General features: G+C 43.1%; 19 protein-coding genes. 11 read left to right on the forward strand and 8 right to left on the reverse strand.

Features of this window, described 5'->3' with window-relative positions:
• Nucleotides 1–25: 25 nt before the first annotated feature.
• On the forward strand, nt 26–835 hold the full coding sequence (locus tag ACU0NF_RS01940) for an NAD-dependent epimerase/dehydratase family protein (RefSeq protein ID WP_445659966.1): 810 nt from the start codon (nt 26–28) through the stop codon (nt 833–835).
• Nucleotides 836–989: 154 nt separating this feature from the next.
• Here ACU0NF_RS01940 and plsB read toward each other — a convergent pair whose 3' ends face one another.
• A complete protein-coding gene (gene plsB, locus ACU0NF_RS01945; protein WP_445659967.1) occupies nt 990–3,566 on the reverse strand; it encodes a glycerol-3-phosphate 1-O-acyltransferase PlsB in 2,577 nt (858 codons plus the stop codon).
• A 292-nt stretch (nt 3,567–3,858) separates the two neighbouring features.
• On the opposite strand from plsB, the gene ACU0NF_RS01950 reads away from it, so the two are divergent.
• Together ACU0NF_RS01950 and ACU0NF_RS01955 are read left to right on the forward strand one after the other, a co-directional pair.
• Nucleotides 3,859–4,731, forward strand: a complete 873-nt coding sequence (locus tag ACU0NF_RS01950; protein WP_131269184.1) for an acyl-CoA thioesterase — start codon at nt 3,859–3,861, stop codon at nt 4,729–4,731.
• Nucleotides 4,732–5,110: 379 nt separating this feature from the next.
• Nucleotides 5,111–6,349: a dicarboxylate/amino acid:cation symporter gene (locus tag ACU0NF_RS01955; RefSeq protein WP_445659968.1), complete on the forward strand. Its 1,239-nt coding sequence runs from the start codon at nt 5,111–5,113 to the stop codon at nt 6,347–6,349.
• Here ACU0NF_RS01955 and ACU0NF_RS01960 read toward each other — a convergent pair.
• From ACU0NF_RS01960 to ACU0NF_RS01990, 7 genes are all read right to left on the reverse strand, one after another.
• Complete coding sequence (locus ACU0NF_RS01960; RefSeq protein ID WP_370982897.1) at nt 6,346–6,765, reverse strand: VOC family protein; 420 nt, start codon at nt 6,763–6,765, stop codon at nt 6,346–6,348. The genes ACU0NF_RS01955 and ACU0NF_RS01960 overlap by 4 nt on opposite strands.
• Before the next feature lie 93 nt (nt 6,766–6,858).
• Nucleotides 6,859–7,803, reverse strand: coding sequence for a metal-dependent hydrolase (locus tag ACU0NF_RS01965; protein WP_445659969.1), 945 nt, complete (start codon nt 7,801–7,803; stop codon nt 6,859–6,861).
• Nucleotides 7,804–7,958: 155 nt separating this feature from the next.
• Entirely contained in the window at nt 7,959–8,822 is an 864-nt protein-coding gene (gene yihA / locus ACU0NF_RS01970) for a ribosome biogenesis GTP-binding protein YihA/YsxC (RefSeq protein WP_445659970.1), read from the reverse strand.
• Nucleotides 8,823–8,923: 101 nt separating this feature from the next.
• Nucleotides 8,924–9,367 (reverse strand): RrF2 family transcriptional regulator, encoded by a 444-nt coding sequence (locus ACU0NF_RS01975; RefSeq protein WP_445659971.1) that lies wholly within the window; start codon nt 9,365–9,367, stop codon nt 8,924–8,926.
• A 99-nt stretch (nt 9,368–9,466) separates the two neighbouring features.
• Complete coding sequence (locus ACU0NF_RS01980) at nt 9,467–10,231, reverse strand: globin domain-containing protein (RefSeq protein ID WP_445659972.1); 765 nt, start codon at nt 10,229–10,231, stop codon at nt 9,467–9,469.
• A gap of 164 nt (nt 10,232–10,395) precedes the next feature.
• The gene (locus tag ACU0NF_RS01985) at nt 10,396–11,979 is read right to left on the reverse strand and encodes a helicase HerA-like domain-containing protein (protein WP_131383314.1); all 1,584 of its coding nucleotides are present in this window, start codon (nt 11,977–11,979) and stop codon (nt 10,396–10,398) included.
• Between the two features lie 33 nt (nt 11,980–12,012).
• Nucleotides 12,013–13,215 carry a PLP-dependent transferase gene (locus ACU0NF_RS01990; protein WP_445659973.1) on the reverse strand — a complete coding sequence of 401 codons (1,203 nt, stop codon included), beginning with the start codon at nt 13,213–13,215 and terminating at the stop codon, nt 12,013–12,015.
• A 158-nt stretch (nt 13,216–13,373) separates the two neighbouring features.
• Between ACU0NF_RS01990 and ACU0NF_RS01995 the strand changes: the two genes are divergently transcribed.
• From ACU0NF_RS01995 to rplV, 8 genes are all read left to right on the forward strand, one after another.
• Nucleotides 13,374–14,111 carry a type 1 glutamine amidotransferase gene (locus tag ACU0NF_RS01995; RefSeq protein ID WP_445659974.1) on the forward strand — a complete coding sequence of 246 codons (738 nt, stop codon included), beginning with the start codon at nt 13,374–13,376 and terminating at the stop codon, nt 14,109–14,111.
• A 259-nt stretch (nt 14,112–14,370) separates the two neighbouring features.
• A complete protein-coding gene (gene rpsJ, locus ACU0NF_RS02000) occupies nt 14,371–14,682 on the forward strand; it encodes a 30S ribosomal protein S10 (protein WP_000070912.1) in 312 nt (103 codons plus the stop codon).
• Nucleotides 14,683–14,742: 60 nt separating this feature from the next.
• A complete protein-coding gene (rplC, locus tag ACU0NF_RS02005; RefSeq protein ID WP_131383311.1) occupies nt 14,743–15,381 on the forward strand; it encodes a 50S ribosomal protein L3 in 639 nt (212 codons plus the stop codon).
• Nucleotides 15,382–15,392: 11 nt separating this feature from the next.
• Nucleotides 15,393–15,995 (forward strand): 50S ribosomal protein L4, encoded by a 603-nt coding sequence (gene rplD, locus ACU0NF_RS02010; RefSeq protein ID WP_131291433.1) that lies wholly within the window; start codon nt 15,393–15,395, stop codon nt 15,993–15,995.
• The gene (gene rplW, locus ACU0NF_RS02015; RefSeq protein WP_131383310.1) at nt 15,992–16,312 is read left to right on the forward strand and encodes a 50S ribosomal protein L23; all 321 of its coding nucleotides are present in this window, start codon (nt 15,992–15,994) and stop codon (nt 16,310–16,312) included. The genes rplD and rplW overlap by 4 nt, the downstream gene beginning before the upstream one ends.
• Before the next feature lie 11 nt (nt 16,313–16,323).
• Nucleotides 16,324–17,148, forward strand: a complete 825-nt coding sequence (gene rplB / locus ACU0NF_RS02020) for a 50S ribosomal protein L2 (protein WP_131291429.1) — start codon at nt 16,324–16,326, stop codon at nt 17,146–17,148.
• Between the two features lie 19 nt (nt 17,149–17,167).
• Nucleotides 17,168–17,443, forward strand: coding sequence for a 30S ribosomal protein S19 (rpsS, locus tag ACU0NF_RS02025; RefSeq protein ID WP_004281508.1), 276 nt, complete (start codon nt 17,168–17,170; stop codon nt 17,441–17,443).
• Nucleotides 17,444–17,452: 9 nt separating this feature from the next.
• Nucleotides 17,453–17,782: a 50S ribosomal protein L22 gene (gene rplV / locus ACU0NF_RS02030; RefSeq protein WP_131383309.1), complete on the forward strand. Its 330-nt coding sequence runs from the start codon at nt 17,453–17,455 to the stop codon at nt 17,780–17,782.
• Nucleotide 17,783: the final 1 nt, after the last annotated feature.

Raw genomic sequence — 17,783 nt, forward strand, 5'->3', positions numbered from 1 at the left:
CTTCGGTTATGTAATCAGGTGTTTAATGCATATATTATTTATTGGTTATGGTAAAACATCTCGGCGCGTTGCTAAACAGTTATTTGAGCAAGGCCACCAAATTACCACAATTAGCCAAAGTCCGAAAACGGATGAATTTGCGACGCATCTGATTCAGGATGTACATCAACTGGATTTAGCCCCTGTTCCTGCGATTGATTGGGTGTATGTTTTGTTATCACCTTCGCAAAGTAATATAGAAGCCTATCAACAGACTTATGTCGATTCTGTTGCTCCCATTGTAGCCGCGTTAAAACAGCATCCGATTCAAAAGATTGTGGTGGTTTCCTCTACTCGAGTCTATGGTGAAAATAAGGGTGAGTGTATTGATGATGAGTCATGTATTCAACCTATTGATGAGCAGGGCAGATTATTACTGAAGATGGAACAACTTTATCAGCAGGCTTTTCCGAAACAATGCATCATCATTCGCCCAACGGGGATTTATGGTACTTCAGTTTCCCGAATGATCAAGCTGGCTGAAATCACTAAAAGCTATCCTCAAATTCACTATAGCAACCGGATTCATATTGATGATTTAGCCCGATTCCTAGTGCAATTGATTCACGTGGAACATCCAGAAAATTCTTATATTGTCAGCAATAATCAACCGATCCCTTTACATGAAACCATTCAGTGGTTTCAACGGCAGCTGAATTTGCCTGAACTGCTTTTAGAGAGTGAAGCACTGTCGGGAAAAAGGATTTATGCGACTCGAATGGAGAAAACAGGATTTAAGTTGGAACATGAAGATTGTTTGGGGGATTATAAAAAGCTATTAGCCCAAATGGGATAATAAAAGTTCCCTCTCCTGAGCTGGATATAAGGCACTGCTTTAGATCCAGCGCAAGTGAGGGTTAGGGAGAGGTGTTTTTAAATAATCAAATATTAAATTTTAATTTCACCCTCATCCCAACCTTCTCCCAGAGGGAGAAGGGGCTAAAATAAAATTATTTCTTCTTACGCTTCAAACGACGCTTCGCCTGTTGGGCCGCAACCGCGTCCAAAGCTTCTTTTAACTCTTCATCGCTGAAGGTGGTAATGTGCTGAAGCATTTGTAAGGTCACATCATCCAGAACAAGGTTGGCGTACTGCGCTACATTCTGGAAGTTCTCATCAAACACAATGGCGTTATCTTCGTTGTTGCGAATATAGCCCTGTTGAGTCAGTACCTTAATAAAGCTTTGGAACAGGGCTTTATCGAAGAATTCAGGTGAATTGAACTCATAAAGTACCGACAAACGTTGACCGACCAGATGACTCAGCTCTTCCACCTGACGGGTCGAAATGTTGCCTGAACCACGCTGGGTGATCAGCGCTAGCGTCATGTAATAACGCTCAAGACTTTGCATTACAGGAGCTGCCAGAACTACCAGCTGGTTATGATCTTCCGAATTGGGTGCAGGCGAAACCAGGTTGCCCTCACCATCTTCAGAAATCAATTTCGCTTTGATTAATGCTTCAACATAGGCACAGATCTGATCTTTCAGCTCATCATCTTGCCATTTCAAGAACAATTCAGCTTTTAAGAATGGATAGAGCGTGCGGATGACATTAATCAAATCGCCACGACGGATCGAACCGTTATGTTCTACCAAAGCTGCAATTAAAGATGGCAATACAAAGGCATGTAGAATGTTATTGCGGAAGTAAGTCAGTAAAACCGCTTGATTGTCTTCAATGGCAATAATATCGCCCAGCACATGTTTGATGCGTTTAATCAGTTTCAGTTTTAGACCGTAGGCAATAATTTCTTTGCCTGAAAGCGGGGTGACCTGTGTACGTGCATCGTAAGGTAAGGCTGTGACCAGATTACGATATGCATCGAGTTGTTTGATGCAGATCTCTTCATCTAGGGTATGTTTTGGTGTGGCCAGTAGAATCAGGGAAAGTAATGAAACAGGATTGATCACCACAGCACGGTTAATGTTTTCTAGAATCGCATGGGCAGAGCCGTTGACTGCATCCGACACTTCTTGCGGAACAGGATCATCATTTTTTTCAATCTTGATTTTATCTGCGCCGTGTTTTTTCAGCATGTCATCTAAAAACACCGGTTCGCCAAAGTTCACATGCACTTTACCGAAAATACGCTCGATTTTACGCAAGGTTTTTAAAATGCCGACAATCGATTCCGACTCTTTCGGTTTACCCTGCATTTCGCCGACATAGGTTGAACCTTCCATCAGGCGTTCATAACCGATATAAGTTGGTAAAAACACGATGGGTTTTGATCGACCACGTAAATGACTGTGTACCGTCATCGCAAGCATGCCGGTTTTCGGTGGCAGCAAACGACCTGTACGTGAACGGCCACCTTCAATAAAGTATTCAAGAGGGGTGTTACGCGACAAAATGCTGTACAGATATTCTTTAAATACCGTGGTATATAAGCCATTGCCACGGAAGGTACGACGAATGAAGAATGCACCGCCACCACGGAGTAATTGACCCACAAACGGCATATTCAGGTTATCACCCGCAGCAATGTACGGCACCATCATGCCACGCTTGTAAATCACATAAGACAGCAATAAGTAGTCAATGTGACTGCGGTGACATGGGGTATAGATAATTTCGTAGTCTTTGGCAAGTTCACGAACGGTGCTGAAGTTATGCACTTCTACGCCGTCATAAAGCTGGGTCCATAAACGGGTCAGCGCCATATCGGCAAAATGCACCGCAGAATGTGAATAATCAGAGACAATTTCGTTTAAATAACCAATTGCACGACGTTCAGATTCAATCATGCTGACTTTGCTGCGGATGCTTTCACGGCGAATCGCTTCTTGCACATCCGTAGATTTGATCAATGAATGCATCACATTACGACGGTCTGACAGGTCAGGACCGAGTACAACTTCACGTTGACCATCCAGGTAGTTATTTAAAGTATTGAGAATATACGTCGCAGGGGACAAGTTGGGATGTGTCTTTTTGGCAAAATCGACCAGCGTACGCAAGGACTGCCCTTGATGGAACTCCAAATAAGACTGACGGCCATGCAAGCCGATATTCACCAATTGTTTAACTGTACCTGGTGTTGCCCAAGTATCCGTAAACAGCAGTTTAAACCAGGAATCTTCTTTATCTGGCGAGCGTCCCCACAGCACAGTCACCGGAATCAGCTCGATATCGACTTCAGGATGATTTTCCAAAATATCGATTAAACGAAGTAAACGTGGCGGAAAAGCATGTGGCGGAGGATTAAGTAAATTATTTTCATTATGATGCTGCAAGAACAGTACTGATGCTTTCTCTCTCTGATTCCCGACCACTAGAGGATCCAAGGCAGGTGGAAGTTTGAGACGTCGTGTTTCCCCATCGACAATCAGCGCATTGCTGCGTGAGTAATTCTGTAAAACATAACAGATGATTTTTTGCTTAATCGGTTGCTCTGTTGCTACATTTGCTTCTGTAGTTGTCGGTTCAGTAGGAACCTCACCAAGAACATGTGGGGTTACCACGAGGTCAAGCAGCTTACTTGAAAGCTGACGATACATTTGACCAAAGCCACTCTTGGACATATACACTCCTACTTAAATGACCGAAACCACAGATTTTCTGAGGGGGAAATTGTTTTGCATCATTGTAATTTAAAACAGTATGTCATTTTCTGACAAAATGCATATCCAGTGTTAAATTTTATCGTTAAAAATCGTATTTTTAGCCAACCTGCACCAAAAAAAATCTGACAGGCCAGTCAGCCTAACGCTAGGGTTTTCGTCTGGATTTATGGCAAAATAGCTGCAATAGTTTATCTGATCGATCTAAATTTTTCGCCTACATTTCAGGTATCCCCCAGCAAATAGGTCATTTATGAATGCGCTAACCCAAGAATTGGTTGAATTACTTAGCCTTGAGAAAATTGAAGAAAATGTCTACCGAGGCATAAGCCGAAACTTGGTCGGAAAACGTGTTTTCGGTGGCCAGGTGTTAGGGCAGGCATTGCGCGCGGCATCTTATACCACCGATCGTCCTGCACATTCATTACATGCTTATTTTTTGTATGGTGGAGATGTTAATGCCCCTATTTTATATCAAGTTGACCGTTTGCGTGACGGGAAAAGTTTTGTCAGTCGCCAGGTTCGTGCCATTCAGCATGGCCGCACCATTTTTACCGCGATGATTTCTTTTGCCCATCCGGAAGAAGGTTTAAATTACCAGATTAGTGAACCTGAATATCCTGCTCCAGAAGAAGTAAAATCAGAAGCTGAATTAAAGAAAATGTTCGTGGAATTTGTGCCGGAAAATGTGCGTGCCAGCTTTATGCGCGATCGTCACATTGATATCCGTCCGATTGAACCCAGCAATCCATTTCAACCGCAGCCTGAAGCGCCATCTTATGCGCACTATTTACGCACGCATGACCGAATTGCAGCAGAGGTGGATGAGATTTCTTTACATCAAGCCATTGCTGCATTTTATTCAGACTATACCTTAATGACCACGGCGCTTCGTCCGCATGGTTTAAGTTATTTGTCGCCAAGTTTGCAATGTGCCAGTATTGACCATGCCATGTATTTCCATAAGCCGTTCCGTGTCGATGACTGGATGCTATACGACATGGATGCCACAGTAAGTGCAAGTTCGCGTGGTCTGAATTTCGGTCGCATGTGGCAAAACGGTGAGCTGGTCTGTAGTACCACCCAAGAAGGTTTAATCCGCATTCGCGAAATTGAAACCCAATAACAGCTTATATTTCGCTTTTAAAAAACCGGACATAGCGTCCGGTTTTTTTAGGATGATATTTTAGTAGTGGTGGGGAATATATTTGGACATATCTTTATGGCAGCCATGACTTGAATGGGCAAAAGTCTGCTTAATGCTAAAAAATAGTGCGCTGATGAGGATTATTTTTTTCATATTTAGGCTCTTTTAATTATTGGTGGATTTCTTGTAATTCAAAAGCAGATTTTATGCCATATCTTCAACAAGTCCTTGCTAATTCAGACGAAGTCTAAGTCATGCTTTTGCATATTGATGCTGGACTTATGACAAAAAATTCCTCGATTCTAAAAGTAGGGCATGGCATAGTGCCTGCAAGACTGAACAATAAAAGCATGTAGAGATGAGCTTAAATACACAAATTTTAATTGCTGCGATTCTAGGCGTGGCTTTTGGTTTTATTCTGAATCTTTATCCCAACACTGCATTTTTTGATGCCAGTTTATATGGCTTGGGTATTGCCAGCAGTATTTTTATTGGCTTGTTGAAGATGCTGTTAATTCCGCTTATTTTTAGTTCAATTGTGGTTGGTATATCCAATTTACAATCGGGTGGGCAGTTAGGTAAAGTCTGGAAAATTACCCTAGCCTGCTGCGTGACCACCACTACCTTGGCTTTAATTTTAGGCCTTAGCTGTGCGCATCTGTTTGATGTCGGCAAGGGCGTGGACATTGCCATGTTCCAGGATGCGATGAATACCCATCAAACCCCGGATACCTTAACGCCCAGCTCATTTTTTACCAATTTTATTCAAAACACCTTAATTAATCCCTTTAAAGCATTTTCTGAAGGCAATGTCCTTGCTGTCGTGCTGTTTGCTTTATTCTTCGGTGTGGCTTTGGTGCATGGCGGCGAGCGGTTTAAAACCGTACGTCAGCTCAGCCAGCAGTTTTTTGACATGATGATGTTCATGATCATTTGGGTGATGCGACTGGCACCGATTGGTATTTTTGCCTTACTCGCGAAACTGATTTCAACTGAAGATATTTCTGTACTCGGTCGTCTGGTTGAATTTGCTGCTGTGGTGACAGGAACCACCATTTTTCACGGTGCTGTGGTTTTACCACTATTGCTGTGGATTTTCGGCAAGATGGATCCGATCACCTTTTTTAAAGGGGCGCGTAGCGCACTGATTACAGCGTTTGCCACCAGTTCCAGTTCTGCAACCATGCCAATGTCGATGAAATGTGCTCAGGAGAATTTGGGTGTACGTCCGGCTGCAGCAGGTTTTGTCATTCCATTGGGGACTCAACTGAACATGGATGGAACGGCGCTCTATGAGGCTGCTGCGGCTTTATTTATTGCCAACCTGATGGGCCTGGATTTAACGATTGGCCAGCAGCTGATTGTTTGCATGACCGCAATGATTGCATCGCTTGGTGCACCGGGTATTCCAAGTGCAGGCATGGTGACCATGATTATGGTGTTGCAATCGGTAGGCCTGCCAGCCGAAGCCATTGCCATTTTATTGCCGATTGACCGTTTACTGGATACGGTACGGACTGTGGTGAATGTGCAAGGCGACATGATGATTAGTGTGGTGGTGGACCGTCATACCCGTGATGATGAAATTACCACCTAATCATTTTCCCAGCACGGATTCCATACCACTTCCCATAAATGGCCATTGGGATCTTGAAAATAGCCTGCATATCCACCGTAAAACGTGGCTTGTGCAGGTTTGATAATTTCAGCTCCTGCACGCGCTGCTTGAGCCATGACTTGATCTACTTCTAGTGGGCTATAGACGTTATGTCCAAGGGTGATTTGAGTGGGGCACATTGGACTGATTTCCAGACCTGTATCATGCTGAATACTTTGTTGCGGCCATAAGGCAAGTTTTAAATCGGATTGCAACTCTATAAAAGCGACTGCGCCAAATTCAAAGTCTTGACCCAGAATACCTCGGCTATGCAAGCCTAAACCTTCACAATAAAATTTCAGGGACTGCTCTAGATCATTGACGGCAAGCGTGATGACCGAAATATAAGGTTTCATCTTTTATCCTTATCTTTTTTCTTATCTGGATTTATTGTAGTGCAAATAAAAGTAGGGCATAAAGCCCTACTGTTGGGTATTTGTTTGATTGCTTTAAGCGACTTTTAGTACTGCCCGTTTTGCTGCAGGGGAGTGATTTAAATAGGCAAGTGCATCTTCTGTTTTGGCTTCATGCACCGGATCGTACCACGGCATTAAATAACCCAGCTGTTGGGAAACCAGCCAGAGTGGACTGGGCATCAAGCGGTTATCCTGTTGTGAATTGCGATACCATTCACGCCAAATCCACGGTTTAAATACGCTTGGGCGAACCGATTTAAAGCGTTCATCCTGCCTCATAATGTGTGCTGCGCCATCGACCCATAAGCCCAGTACACCTGCAATCACCACCACGCTTAAATAGTAACGCGCAATATAGCCGCCGCCGAGATGTCGATATAAATCAAATGCCACGGTACGGTGTTCTATTTCTTCTGCACCGTGCCATTTGACCAGATCGAGCATGGCTGGATCGGCGCCAAGCTGTTGCCAATATTGGTTATACAACACATATTTTCCCAGCACGCAGGTCATATGCTCAACTGTGGCAATAATGCCGAGACGAAATAAGTCCCACTGATGTTCGAGCGGTTTGGGTACGCTTAAACCGAGCGGCTGGTCTGCCAGTAACTTGCCGAACAGAAAATCCATCAGTTTAAGATTGCGGGCTACATCGATATTGCGCACCGAGAGATATTCTTTATTGGCTGAAGCATGTGCCTGTGCATGCATGGCTTCCTGACGGATAAAGGCTTTGACATCCTGTTTCAGTTTTTCATCGCTAATTTGTGGCAAGACTTTGTTATACAGACGGCAGAACCAGAATTCGCCGGCGGGTAAAATCATATTAATTTCATTGACAAAATAGCTGACAAAGGGCTGATTTGGAATCCAGTCGACAGGGGTCTGCTGCCATTCAAATTTGACTTTACGCGGCTTGATTTGGTACTGAATTGAAGAGCCGATTTTAGACTTTTTCAATAATGATAAAAGCTTCATCATCCTGTCCTTATGTTGTCTGTGATCAGGTTATTTTGTCTATGATTAAGACCACATTGACTTAAGAATCAGTATAAAAAAATGCCCTCAATTGTGGTTAGCAATAGAGGACATTCAAATATCAATAGATGATGATTTTTGTCAGACAATCGGTATTAGTCAGCTTGTCTACTTTCATCGGTGGCATCTTCAGCAATTTCGGTCTCGCACTCATCCTCTACGGCTTCTAAAGATTCGAGTGGTTCATCCAGATCACTTGCACTGGCTTCAGGAATACTGTCCAAATCGAATTTGGTTGATTGGTCCAAGGTGAAATTTAGACGCCCACCCATGACACTGGCAAGTTCTTCCAAACCTTGTTTGTTCATTGATGAGAACAATTGAATGGAGAAGTCCAGTTTCATTTTTTTCAATGCCGCTTTAACTTCCTGAAGTACTTTAGAAGCGGGACCGCGGTTGAGTTTATCTGATTTAGTTAACAGGACATGGACAAATAAATGACGTGAATATGCCCATTCCAGCATCATCACATCAAAGTGTTGTAGGGGATGGCGAATATCCATCAGCAAAACCAAACCTTGCAGGCTTTGGCGATGAATCAAATAATTTTCAAGTTCTTTTTGCCAAACCAGTTTCATTGCTTCAGGTACGGCTGCATAACCATAACCCGGTAAATCGACCAGACGCTGATCCGGATTGCCCAAGCTGAAAAAGTTGATCATTTGGGTACGACCCGGCTTTTTCGATGCGCGCGCCAACTGTTTTTGATTGGTTAAGGCATTGATGGCACTGGATTTACCGGCATTTGAACGACCGGCAAAAGCAATTTCATAACCTGTATCTTCTACACACAGATTAAGCTTTGGCGCACTCATCAAGAATTCGGCTTGGCGTAACCAGTTGAGTGAACGCACGGAATATTCAGTAATGGCAGAATCAACTTTTTTCTCATAGCTGATCTTTTGCTTAGGCGCATTGGCTGTCTTACTGTTTTTGGATTTTCCTCTGCTGTGGTGCATAACTCAACTTCAATAAATGATCTACAAAGAAACATTATAAAGGAAGTCGTCTAGGCAAGCGACCTTTGCATTTTGAAAGCTGTAAAACTTCGGCTGGCGATTTAAAGATTAATCAGCGCAATGGAGGAAGAGGTAGCAACTTTACTTGAGCTGCCTGGATTGAGTACATCACCTAAACGATAGTGATCTAAGGATTGATAAAATTGTTCAAGTGCTTGATCTAAAATGCCTTTAAGGCCACAGTTACTACGCAGTACGCAGGGTGGAGTATTGCATTCCACAATCTGGTTATTGCCTTGCAGGATACGCACAATCTGACCCAGATTTAAATTTAAAGTTTCTGCATTTAAGCGAATCCCACCGCCTTTTCCACGCGTGGTAATGATCCAGTCCTGTTTTCCCATGAAATGGACAATTTTAACCAGATGATTTTGAGAGACATGCAAATCCCGTGCAATTTCTGCAATGGTGTAAGGGGCGTCTCTGGGTCTGGAGATGTACATCAATAGACGCAAGGCATAATCAGTAAATTTATTGAGTTGCATGGAGTCTTTAAAAGGTAGGGAAAGATATATAGATAGCGTAGCTTGAAAGTCCCCCGAAAGGAACTTTCAATAGCAAGTAATTACTTAATTATTAATCGTTTAGCCTTTAACTGGTGCAGAAACCTGAACCACATCACCTGCTTTGTAGTTTTCAAGCAAGATGTTGGCAACAGAATATTCTGTATGATTTACTTCAGGTTTTACATCAAAAATAAATTGATCTGTAGATTGGGCGTCAGCAAAAGTAAATTGTTGTGGCTGTTGAATATCATGTCCAGGTACTTGAACTTTTACAGAAATATAGCTTCCTGCTTCAGCACCAACCACTGGCTGACCATCTTGTGCTTTTAAAGCAAAACGTTTACCGCTGTCAGTTGCTTCAACTGCGGCAACTTCAAAGGCACGCCATCCAGCCCAACCACCATTTTGTGCAGCCAGATTTTCATATTTCTGTTTTTCTACCCCAGCCAAGATACCTGCCAATTGCATATAAGCTTCTTTCCAGGCAGCAATCAGGTCAGATTCAAACGGTACATTTAACACTTCGCTAATTGAATGCAACAGGTTGTCACCCACAATGGCATAATGATCAGGCTGGATATCCAGACTCACATGTTTGGTTGTAATGTGCTCAATTGCTTTAGCCAGTACACTCGGGTTTTCAATATGTTCTGCATAAGCCAATACTGCAGCAGCCAAGGCACGCGGCTGACGACCGCTAGTTTGGTGATCTAGGTTAAAGACATTTTTTAATTCTGGATTGTTATTCAGCATGCGGTTGTAAAAATAGCTGGTAAGCGCAACACCATTTTCACGAAGGACAGGGACAGTTGATTTAACAAGTTCAATATGTTGTGGAGTCATGGCTAGAACATCTGCGTTGTGGCTATAAGATGTATTTAAAATACATCTTATAGAATCGGTTGTAAATACATCTTTTAGAAAAACCCTAAAATAATTATGGGATATCTGAATATCCCATAATTTTAAAAATCTTGATAGGCTAAAAAGTACTATTTTTTAAAGTGCTATTTTCTGCCGAAAAGAGAGCCGAGTAAGCCACGGACAATTTTCTGTCCGGTACTGCCACCTAAACTGCGTGCCGCACTTTTCGCAAATGTCCCGACAATGTCTTGGGTCATTTTTTCACGTTGTTTCGATGCGCGTTCAGCTTCTTTCTGTTGTTCACGAGCAATACGCTCTTGTTCGCGGGCTTGCTGCTTTGCAAATGCTTCTTGCTCTTTGGTTTGTTGTTTGGCTAAGGCTTGTTGTTGTTTAGCTTGCTGTTTCGCTGTTTCCTCGGCAACTGCCTGTTGCTGACGCTGTGCGACTTTTTGCTGCAACATTTCATAAGCGCTTTCACGGTCAACAGCTTGCTCATACACCCCGGCCACAATACTTTGATTGATGAGTGTTTTTCTTTCATCTGGGCTAATCGGACTAAATGAAGAGTAGGGCGGCATCACCCAGCCACGTTCTACAATTTGTGGAATTCCTTGTTCATCCAGACAGCTAATTAAAGCTTCACCGACACCCAGTTCGGTAATGGCTTGATCGACTTTAAATTCAGAGTTGGCACGGAAGGTATCTGCTGCCGTTTTGACCGCTTTTTGATCCTTGGGTGTAAAGGCACGTAAGGCATGCTGGACGCGGTTACCGAGTTGACCGAGTACACTTTCAGGCAGGTCAAGTGGATTTTGAGTCACGAAATAAATTCCAACCCCTTTAGAGCGAATCAAACGCACCACTTGTTCAATTTTTTCCTGTAGCGCTGCGCTGGCATTATCAAACAGTAAATGCGCTTCATCAAAGAAGAACACCAGTTTGGGTTGATCCATATCTCCTACTTCTGGCAATTGTTCAAACAGTTCCGATAACATCCAGAGCAGGAAAGTGGCGTACAGTTTAGGGGTATTCATTAACTTATCGGCTGCCAATATGTTGATGTAGCCACGTCCTTGGCTATCCGTTTGAATAAAATCTAGAATATTTAAACTCGGTTCACCAAAAAACTGATCGCCACCTTGGTCTGCAAGCGCCAATAAATTACGTTGAATGGCGCCTAAACTCGCCGGAGAAAGATTGCCATATTCAGCCTGAAATTCCGCGGCATGTTCAGACACATAGCTAATAATTGATTTTAAATCCTTAAAATCAATCAAGAGTAAGCCTTGATCATCGGCAATCCGGAAAACCGCTGAAAGAACCCCTTCCTGCGTGTCATTCAGATTAAGCATTTGCGACAGCAATAGCGGTCCTATTTCTGAAACCGTGGTCCGGATCGGATGACCTTGCTGGCCAAATAAATCCCAGAACACCACCGGTGATGCAGCAAAAGGAATAGCATCAATATTTAAGACCTTCAGACGTTCATCAAATTTAGCATTGCTTGAGCCTGCTTTGGCTAGACTGGAAACATCGCCTTTGGCATCGGCTAAAAATACCGGCACACCAATTCGGGAAAAGTTTTCTGCAAGCACTTTTAATGTGACTGTTTTACCGGTTCCGGTTGCGCCTGCAATTAAGCCATGACGGTTGGCAAACTGTGAATGTAAAACAATCTCTTGTTGTGTATTTGAGGTCTTCTTGGCAATAACGATTGGTGTGCCCATATTTATTCCTGTTTTATGTTCTTGTGTCTTAAATTATTCGAGTTGTGGTGTATTTAATTGTTTTAACGCGTTTTCTATATCTTGTATCAAATCGTTTGGATGTTCTAGTCCTATACAAAAACGAACCAACAATCCGGGTTGTAAATGAGTGTGCTCAAGGATGCGCATATCTTTTAAATTGTATAGCATGACCAGGCTGACAGGACCACCCCAGCTAAAACCCAGCTTAAACAGCTCTAAGGCATCACAGAATTTGCGAATGTCTGCAAGCGTATATTCAGGTTTAAAAATCACACTGACCAGGCCGGCACTTTGACCGGTCGTGCAAATCTCTTTCCAATAGTCATGACCAGCAGATGATTCATCGGCAGGATGCAGCACCTGAATAAATTCCTTTTGCTGTTTTAGCCAGTCCAGCAGTTTTAAAGTGCTTTGTGACTGATGTTGATAACGTACTTGCATTGAAGCAAGGCTACGTTGAACCTGTGCAGCATCATCACCAGAAATGGAGATGCCTTGAATGGCATGCATACGGAACAGTTTGTGATATAGAGTTTTATCACGGGTCACCACCGAACCCATCAGGATATCGCCGCCACCGCTTGGATATTTGGTCAGCGCATGTACGGTGAGATCGACACTTAGATGCTGCTCAGAAAAATCAAAGGCATTAAAGGCAAGGCCTGCACCCCAGGTATTATCCAGTGCAGTCAAGACATTGGCCTGTTTGGCTTTATTTACCAGACCCACCAAGTTGGGAAATTCCAAAGTGACCGAACCTGCAGCCTCTAACCAGATCAGTTTGGCTTTGTCGGTGGGCTGGAAACTGTCTACATCTATTGCGTTATAAACCTTAACGCTAATGCCGTAACGTGTTTCCAGATTGCGCAAATGTTCCATGTTTGGACCATAGATATTGTCTGCAACCCAAACTTCATCTCCATGCGCTAAAAAGCAGGAATTCACCAGGTTGATGGCAGACAGACCGCTCGGTGCCAGCAGGCAATATTCACCGCCTTCAATCTGGGCAATGCTGTCGCCTAAGGTGAAAGTAGTGGGAGTGCCGTGAGTGCCATAACTATAATCATAGTCATCTGTCCAATGGCGATTAAACAGTGCATCGGTGTTCTCAAAAATAATGGTCGATGCACGAAACAGGGGAGGTTGAACCGTAGAAATATATTGTGGGGCTTTTCGTGGTGCATGAATCAGTTCTGTTTGTGGATTTTTTTTCAAGGCTTTGCTCTAAGTCGTATCAAAATTAGCCTTAGCTTAAGAGAAACGCGCAGATTAGGCTATATAAATGCCCAAATGTATAGAAACGTTAATCTGCACATAAAGTTGGCTTCATTTTTGCTAAACCTATATCAGAACACAACAATAGGTGGGAGCGAATGAAGTCGCATTTAAAAGTACATTATTTTCAGCATATTGCTGGTGAAGGGTTCGGCAGTTGTTATCAATTTTTAAAACAGCACCATGCTAAAATTAGTGCGACGGAGTTTTTCGCATTACCCGTAGACCGTCCTTTAGATATTGAAGCTTTACCGCATGTGGAAGATGTAGATTTGCTCATTATTATGGGTGGGACGATGAGTGTGAACGATGAAGCGAATTATCCTTGGTTAAAAGTCGAAAAACGCTGGTTGCGACGTTATTTATCGATGGGCAAACCCGCAATCGGTTTGTGTTTAGGCGGTCAGCTTATCGCAAATGCACTGGGTGCAGCAGTTCGCCGTAATGAAGAACAGGAACTGGGCTGGACGGGGGTACGCAAAGTGAATCATGTGCCTGAAGCGTGCTTTGAATTGCCGGCACAATTTAATGTGATGCAATGGCATAGTGAAACCTTTGAAATTCCCAAAGGCGCGATTCATTTGGCGGAAAATGATGTTTGCCGCAATCAGATGTACCAAATTGGAAAAAATGTCTTGGGATTCCAGTTCCATCCGGAAATCACCCCAGAAACATTGAAGCTGTTTTTAGAAAATGATGAAGAGCTGATAAATTTTTCAGGAGAGTACGTACAATCTGAACAACAATTGAAAAAGTCGCCAAAAACTAATTTTATTCAAGGAAATCAAATATTAAACCAAGCAATAGAGTACGTTTTGCAAAAAACCGCACGTTGATTTATTTTTAAACAATGTTACAAATTTCTGCGGTAAGAAAGATACTAAAAAGTTGAAAAGAGATTTGCTTAAGCGTTAAACAATAGCTATAATGAGCGGCCCTTTAATAAAAGGGGTTAACTACGAATAAAGTAGTTAATATCGTGACAGTCGTGGCATCGATCATGACCTTAGTGATTTTCACTGCCTTTGACACTTACCAATAGGGTGAGATGCGTCAGAGGTGATTCTTTATATTTTTGGCTTGGAGTTTACTGGTATGTCTAACCAGAGAATCCGTATCCGTTTGAAGTCTTTTGATCATCGTCTGATTGATCAATCTGCTCAAGAGATCGTAGAAACAGCAAAACGTACTGGCGCACAAGTTTGTGGTCCAATTCCGATGCCTACACGCATCGAACGTTTTAACGTTCTAACTTCACCGCACGTTAATAAAGACGCGCGTGACCAGTATGAAATCCGCACTTACAAGCGTTTGATCGATATCGTTCAACCAACAGACAAAACTGTTGATGCATTGATGAAATTGGATCTTGCAGCTGGTGTTGATGTTCAGATCGCATTGGGTTAAGGCTTTCGGGTTAATTAACACTCTAAGTTAATTAAGCCGCTTTTTTAGAGGTTTATGCACATGGCTATTGGTTTAGTCGGTCGCAAGTGCGGTATGACACGTATCTTTACAGATGCTGGTGTTTCTGTACCTGTTACGGTGATTGAGGTTGATCCTAACCGCATCACTCAAATCAAAACGCTTGAAACTGATGGTTATCAAGCAATTCAAATCACTACTGGTGAACGTCGCGAATCTCGCGTAACTAACGCTCAGAAAGGCCACTTCGCTAAAGCGGGTGTTGCTGCTGGTCGTCTAGTTAAAGAATTCCGCGTTACAGAAGCTGATCTTGAAGGTCGTGAAGTTGGCGGTACTATCGGTGTTGACTTGTTTACAGTTGGTCAAGTAATTGACGTAACTGGTCAGTCTAAAGGTAAAGGTTTCCAAGGTGGTGTTAAGCGTTGGAACTTCCGTACTCAAGACGCTACACATGGTAACTCACTGTCTCACCGTGCTGTAGGTTCTACAGGTCAAAACCAGACTCCTGGTCGCGTGTTCAAAGGCAAAAAAATGCCTGGTCACTTAGGTGATGATCGCGTAACAGTTCAGGGTCTTGAAGTTGTATCTATCGACATGGAACGTTCAATTCTTGTTGTTAAAGGTGCAATCCCTGGTTCAACTGGTGGCGACGTTATCGTTCGTCCAACGATCAAGGCCTGAGGGGAAATATTGTGAATTTAAATACTGTTTCCGGCTCTGCTGTTGAATTGTCTGAAGTTGCTTTCGGACGTGAGTTTAACGAAGCTCTTGTACACCAAGTTGTTACAGCTTATTTAGCTGGTGGTCGTCAAGGTTCTAAAGCTCAAAAGTCGCGTGGCGATGTATCTGGCGGTGGTAAAAAACCATTCCGTCAAAAAGGTACTGGCCGAGCGCGTGCTGGTTCTATTCGTAGCCCGATCTGGGTTGGTGGTGGTAAAACTTTTGCTGCTCGTCCACAAGATTGGTCTCAAAAAGTTAACCGTAAAATGTACCGCGGTGCTATGCAATGCATCTTAGCTGAACTTGTTCGTCAAGATCGCTTGGTATTGGTTGAAGAGTTTGCTGTTGCTGCTCCTAAAACTAAAGAATTGCTTGCTAAACTTAACGACTTAAATGCTGTTCGCGCATTAATCGTTACGGATGCTGTAGATGAGAATCTATATCTTGCTGCACGTAACCTTCCGCATGTAGATGTGGTTGATGCTGCTGCAATTGATCCTGTTAGCTTGATCGCGTTCGACAAAGTTGTTATGTCTGTAGCTGCTGCTAAGAAAATTGAGGTAGAACTCGGATGAACAACGAACGTATCTATCAAGTCCTACAAGGACCTGTATTCTCAGAAAAAGCACAAGTTCTAGGTGAAGCTGCTGGTGTTCAAGTTTTTAAAGTTGCTATTAACGCAACTAAACTTGAAATCAAAAAAGCAGTGGAACAACTCTTTGGTGTTCAAGTTGTTAAAGTTAACACAACGATCACTAAAGGTAAGACTAAACGCTTTGGTAAAACATTAGGACGTCGTTCTGATGTTAAAAAAGCATACGTCACCCTGAAAGCTGGCCAAGATGTTGAAATGGCTGACTTGGGCGATACCGCTGAAAGCGCAGCGGAATAAGGACGAGAATTATGCCTATTCAAAAATGTAAGCCAACGTCACCAGGACGTCGCTTTGTAGAGAAAGTCGTTCACGACCATCTTCACAAAGGCGCGCCTTATGCTCCGTTGGTTGAAGCTAAAAAACGTACTGGTGGTCGTAACAATAACGGTCACATTACGACTCGTCACGTTGGTGGCGGTCATAAACAGCACTACCGTTTAGTTGACTTCAAACGTAACAAAGATGGTATCCCTGCTACTGTAGAGCGTATCGAATACGATCCTAACCGTACTGCACACATTGCTTTAGTTTTGTATGCTGATGGTGAACGTCGTTATATCATCGCTCCTAAAGGTTTGCGTGCTGGTGATAAAGTACAATCTGGTAACGATGCTCCAATCCGTCCAGGTAACTGCTTACCACTTCGTAACATGCCTATCGGTTCTACTCTTCACAACATCGAACTTAAAATCGGTAAAGGCGCGCAATTAGCTCGTTCAGCTGGTACTTCTGTTCAGTTGTTGGGTCGTGACGGTTCTTACGCAATTGTTCGTCTACGTTCTGGCGAAATGCGTAAAATTCACGTTGAATGCCGTGCAGTTCTTGGTGAAGTTTCTAACCAAGAAAGCAACCTTCGTTCACTCGGTAAAGCGGGTGCTTCACGCTGGCGTGGCGTTCGTCCTACCGTACGTGGTATGGCTATGAACCCAGTTGATCACCCACATGGTGGTGGTGAAGGGCGTAATAAAGGTATTCAACCTGTAAGCCCATGGGGTCAAAAAGCTAAAGGGTACAAAACACGTACCAACAAGCGTACGACTAAGATGATCATTCGCGACCGTCGCGTTAAGTAACAAGTAAAGGAATCTGACAATGCCTCGTTCTCTGAAAAAAGGCCCATTCGTCGATGCGCACTTGTTCGCTAAGGTTGAAGCGGCTATCGCGGCTAATAACCGTAAGCCGATCAAAACTTGGTCGCGTCGTTCGATGATACTCCCAGATTTTGTTGGTTTAACAATTTCTGTTCATAATGGTCGTAACCATGTTCCGGTAATCGTATCTGAACATATGGTTGGTCATAAACTCGGTGAATTCGCGCCAACTCGTACCTATCGTGGTCACGGTGTTGACAAGAAATCTAAACGTTAAGGTGCTATGATGGAAGTTACTGCTAAATTACGCGGTGCCGCTATCTCGGCACAAAAAGCACGTTTGGTTGCAGATTTGATTCGTGGCAAATCTATTGCTCACGCTTTAAACATCTTGAACTTCAGCAATAAAAAAGCTGCAGTTTTAGTGAAAAAAGCGTTGGAATCTGCAATTGCAAACGCTGAACATAATAACAGTTTAGATGTAGACGACCTTAAAGTTGCTACGATTTACGTTGATGAAGGTGTAAGCCTTAAACGTATTATGCCACGTGCTAAAGGCCGTGCAGATCGTATCACTAAGCGTACTTGTCACATCACCGTTAAGGTAGGGGTTTGAT

Source organism: Acinetobacter sp. F16, assembly GCF_052712855.1.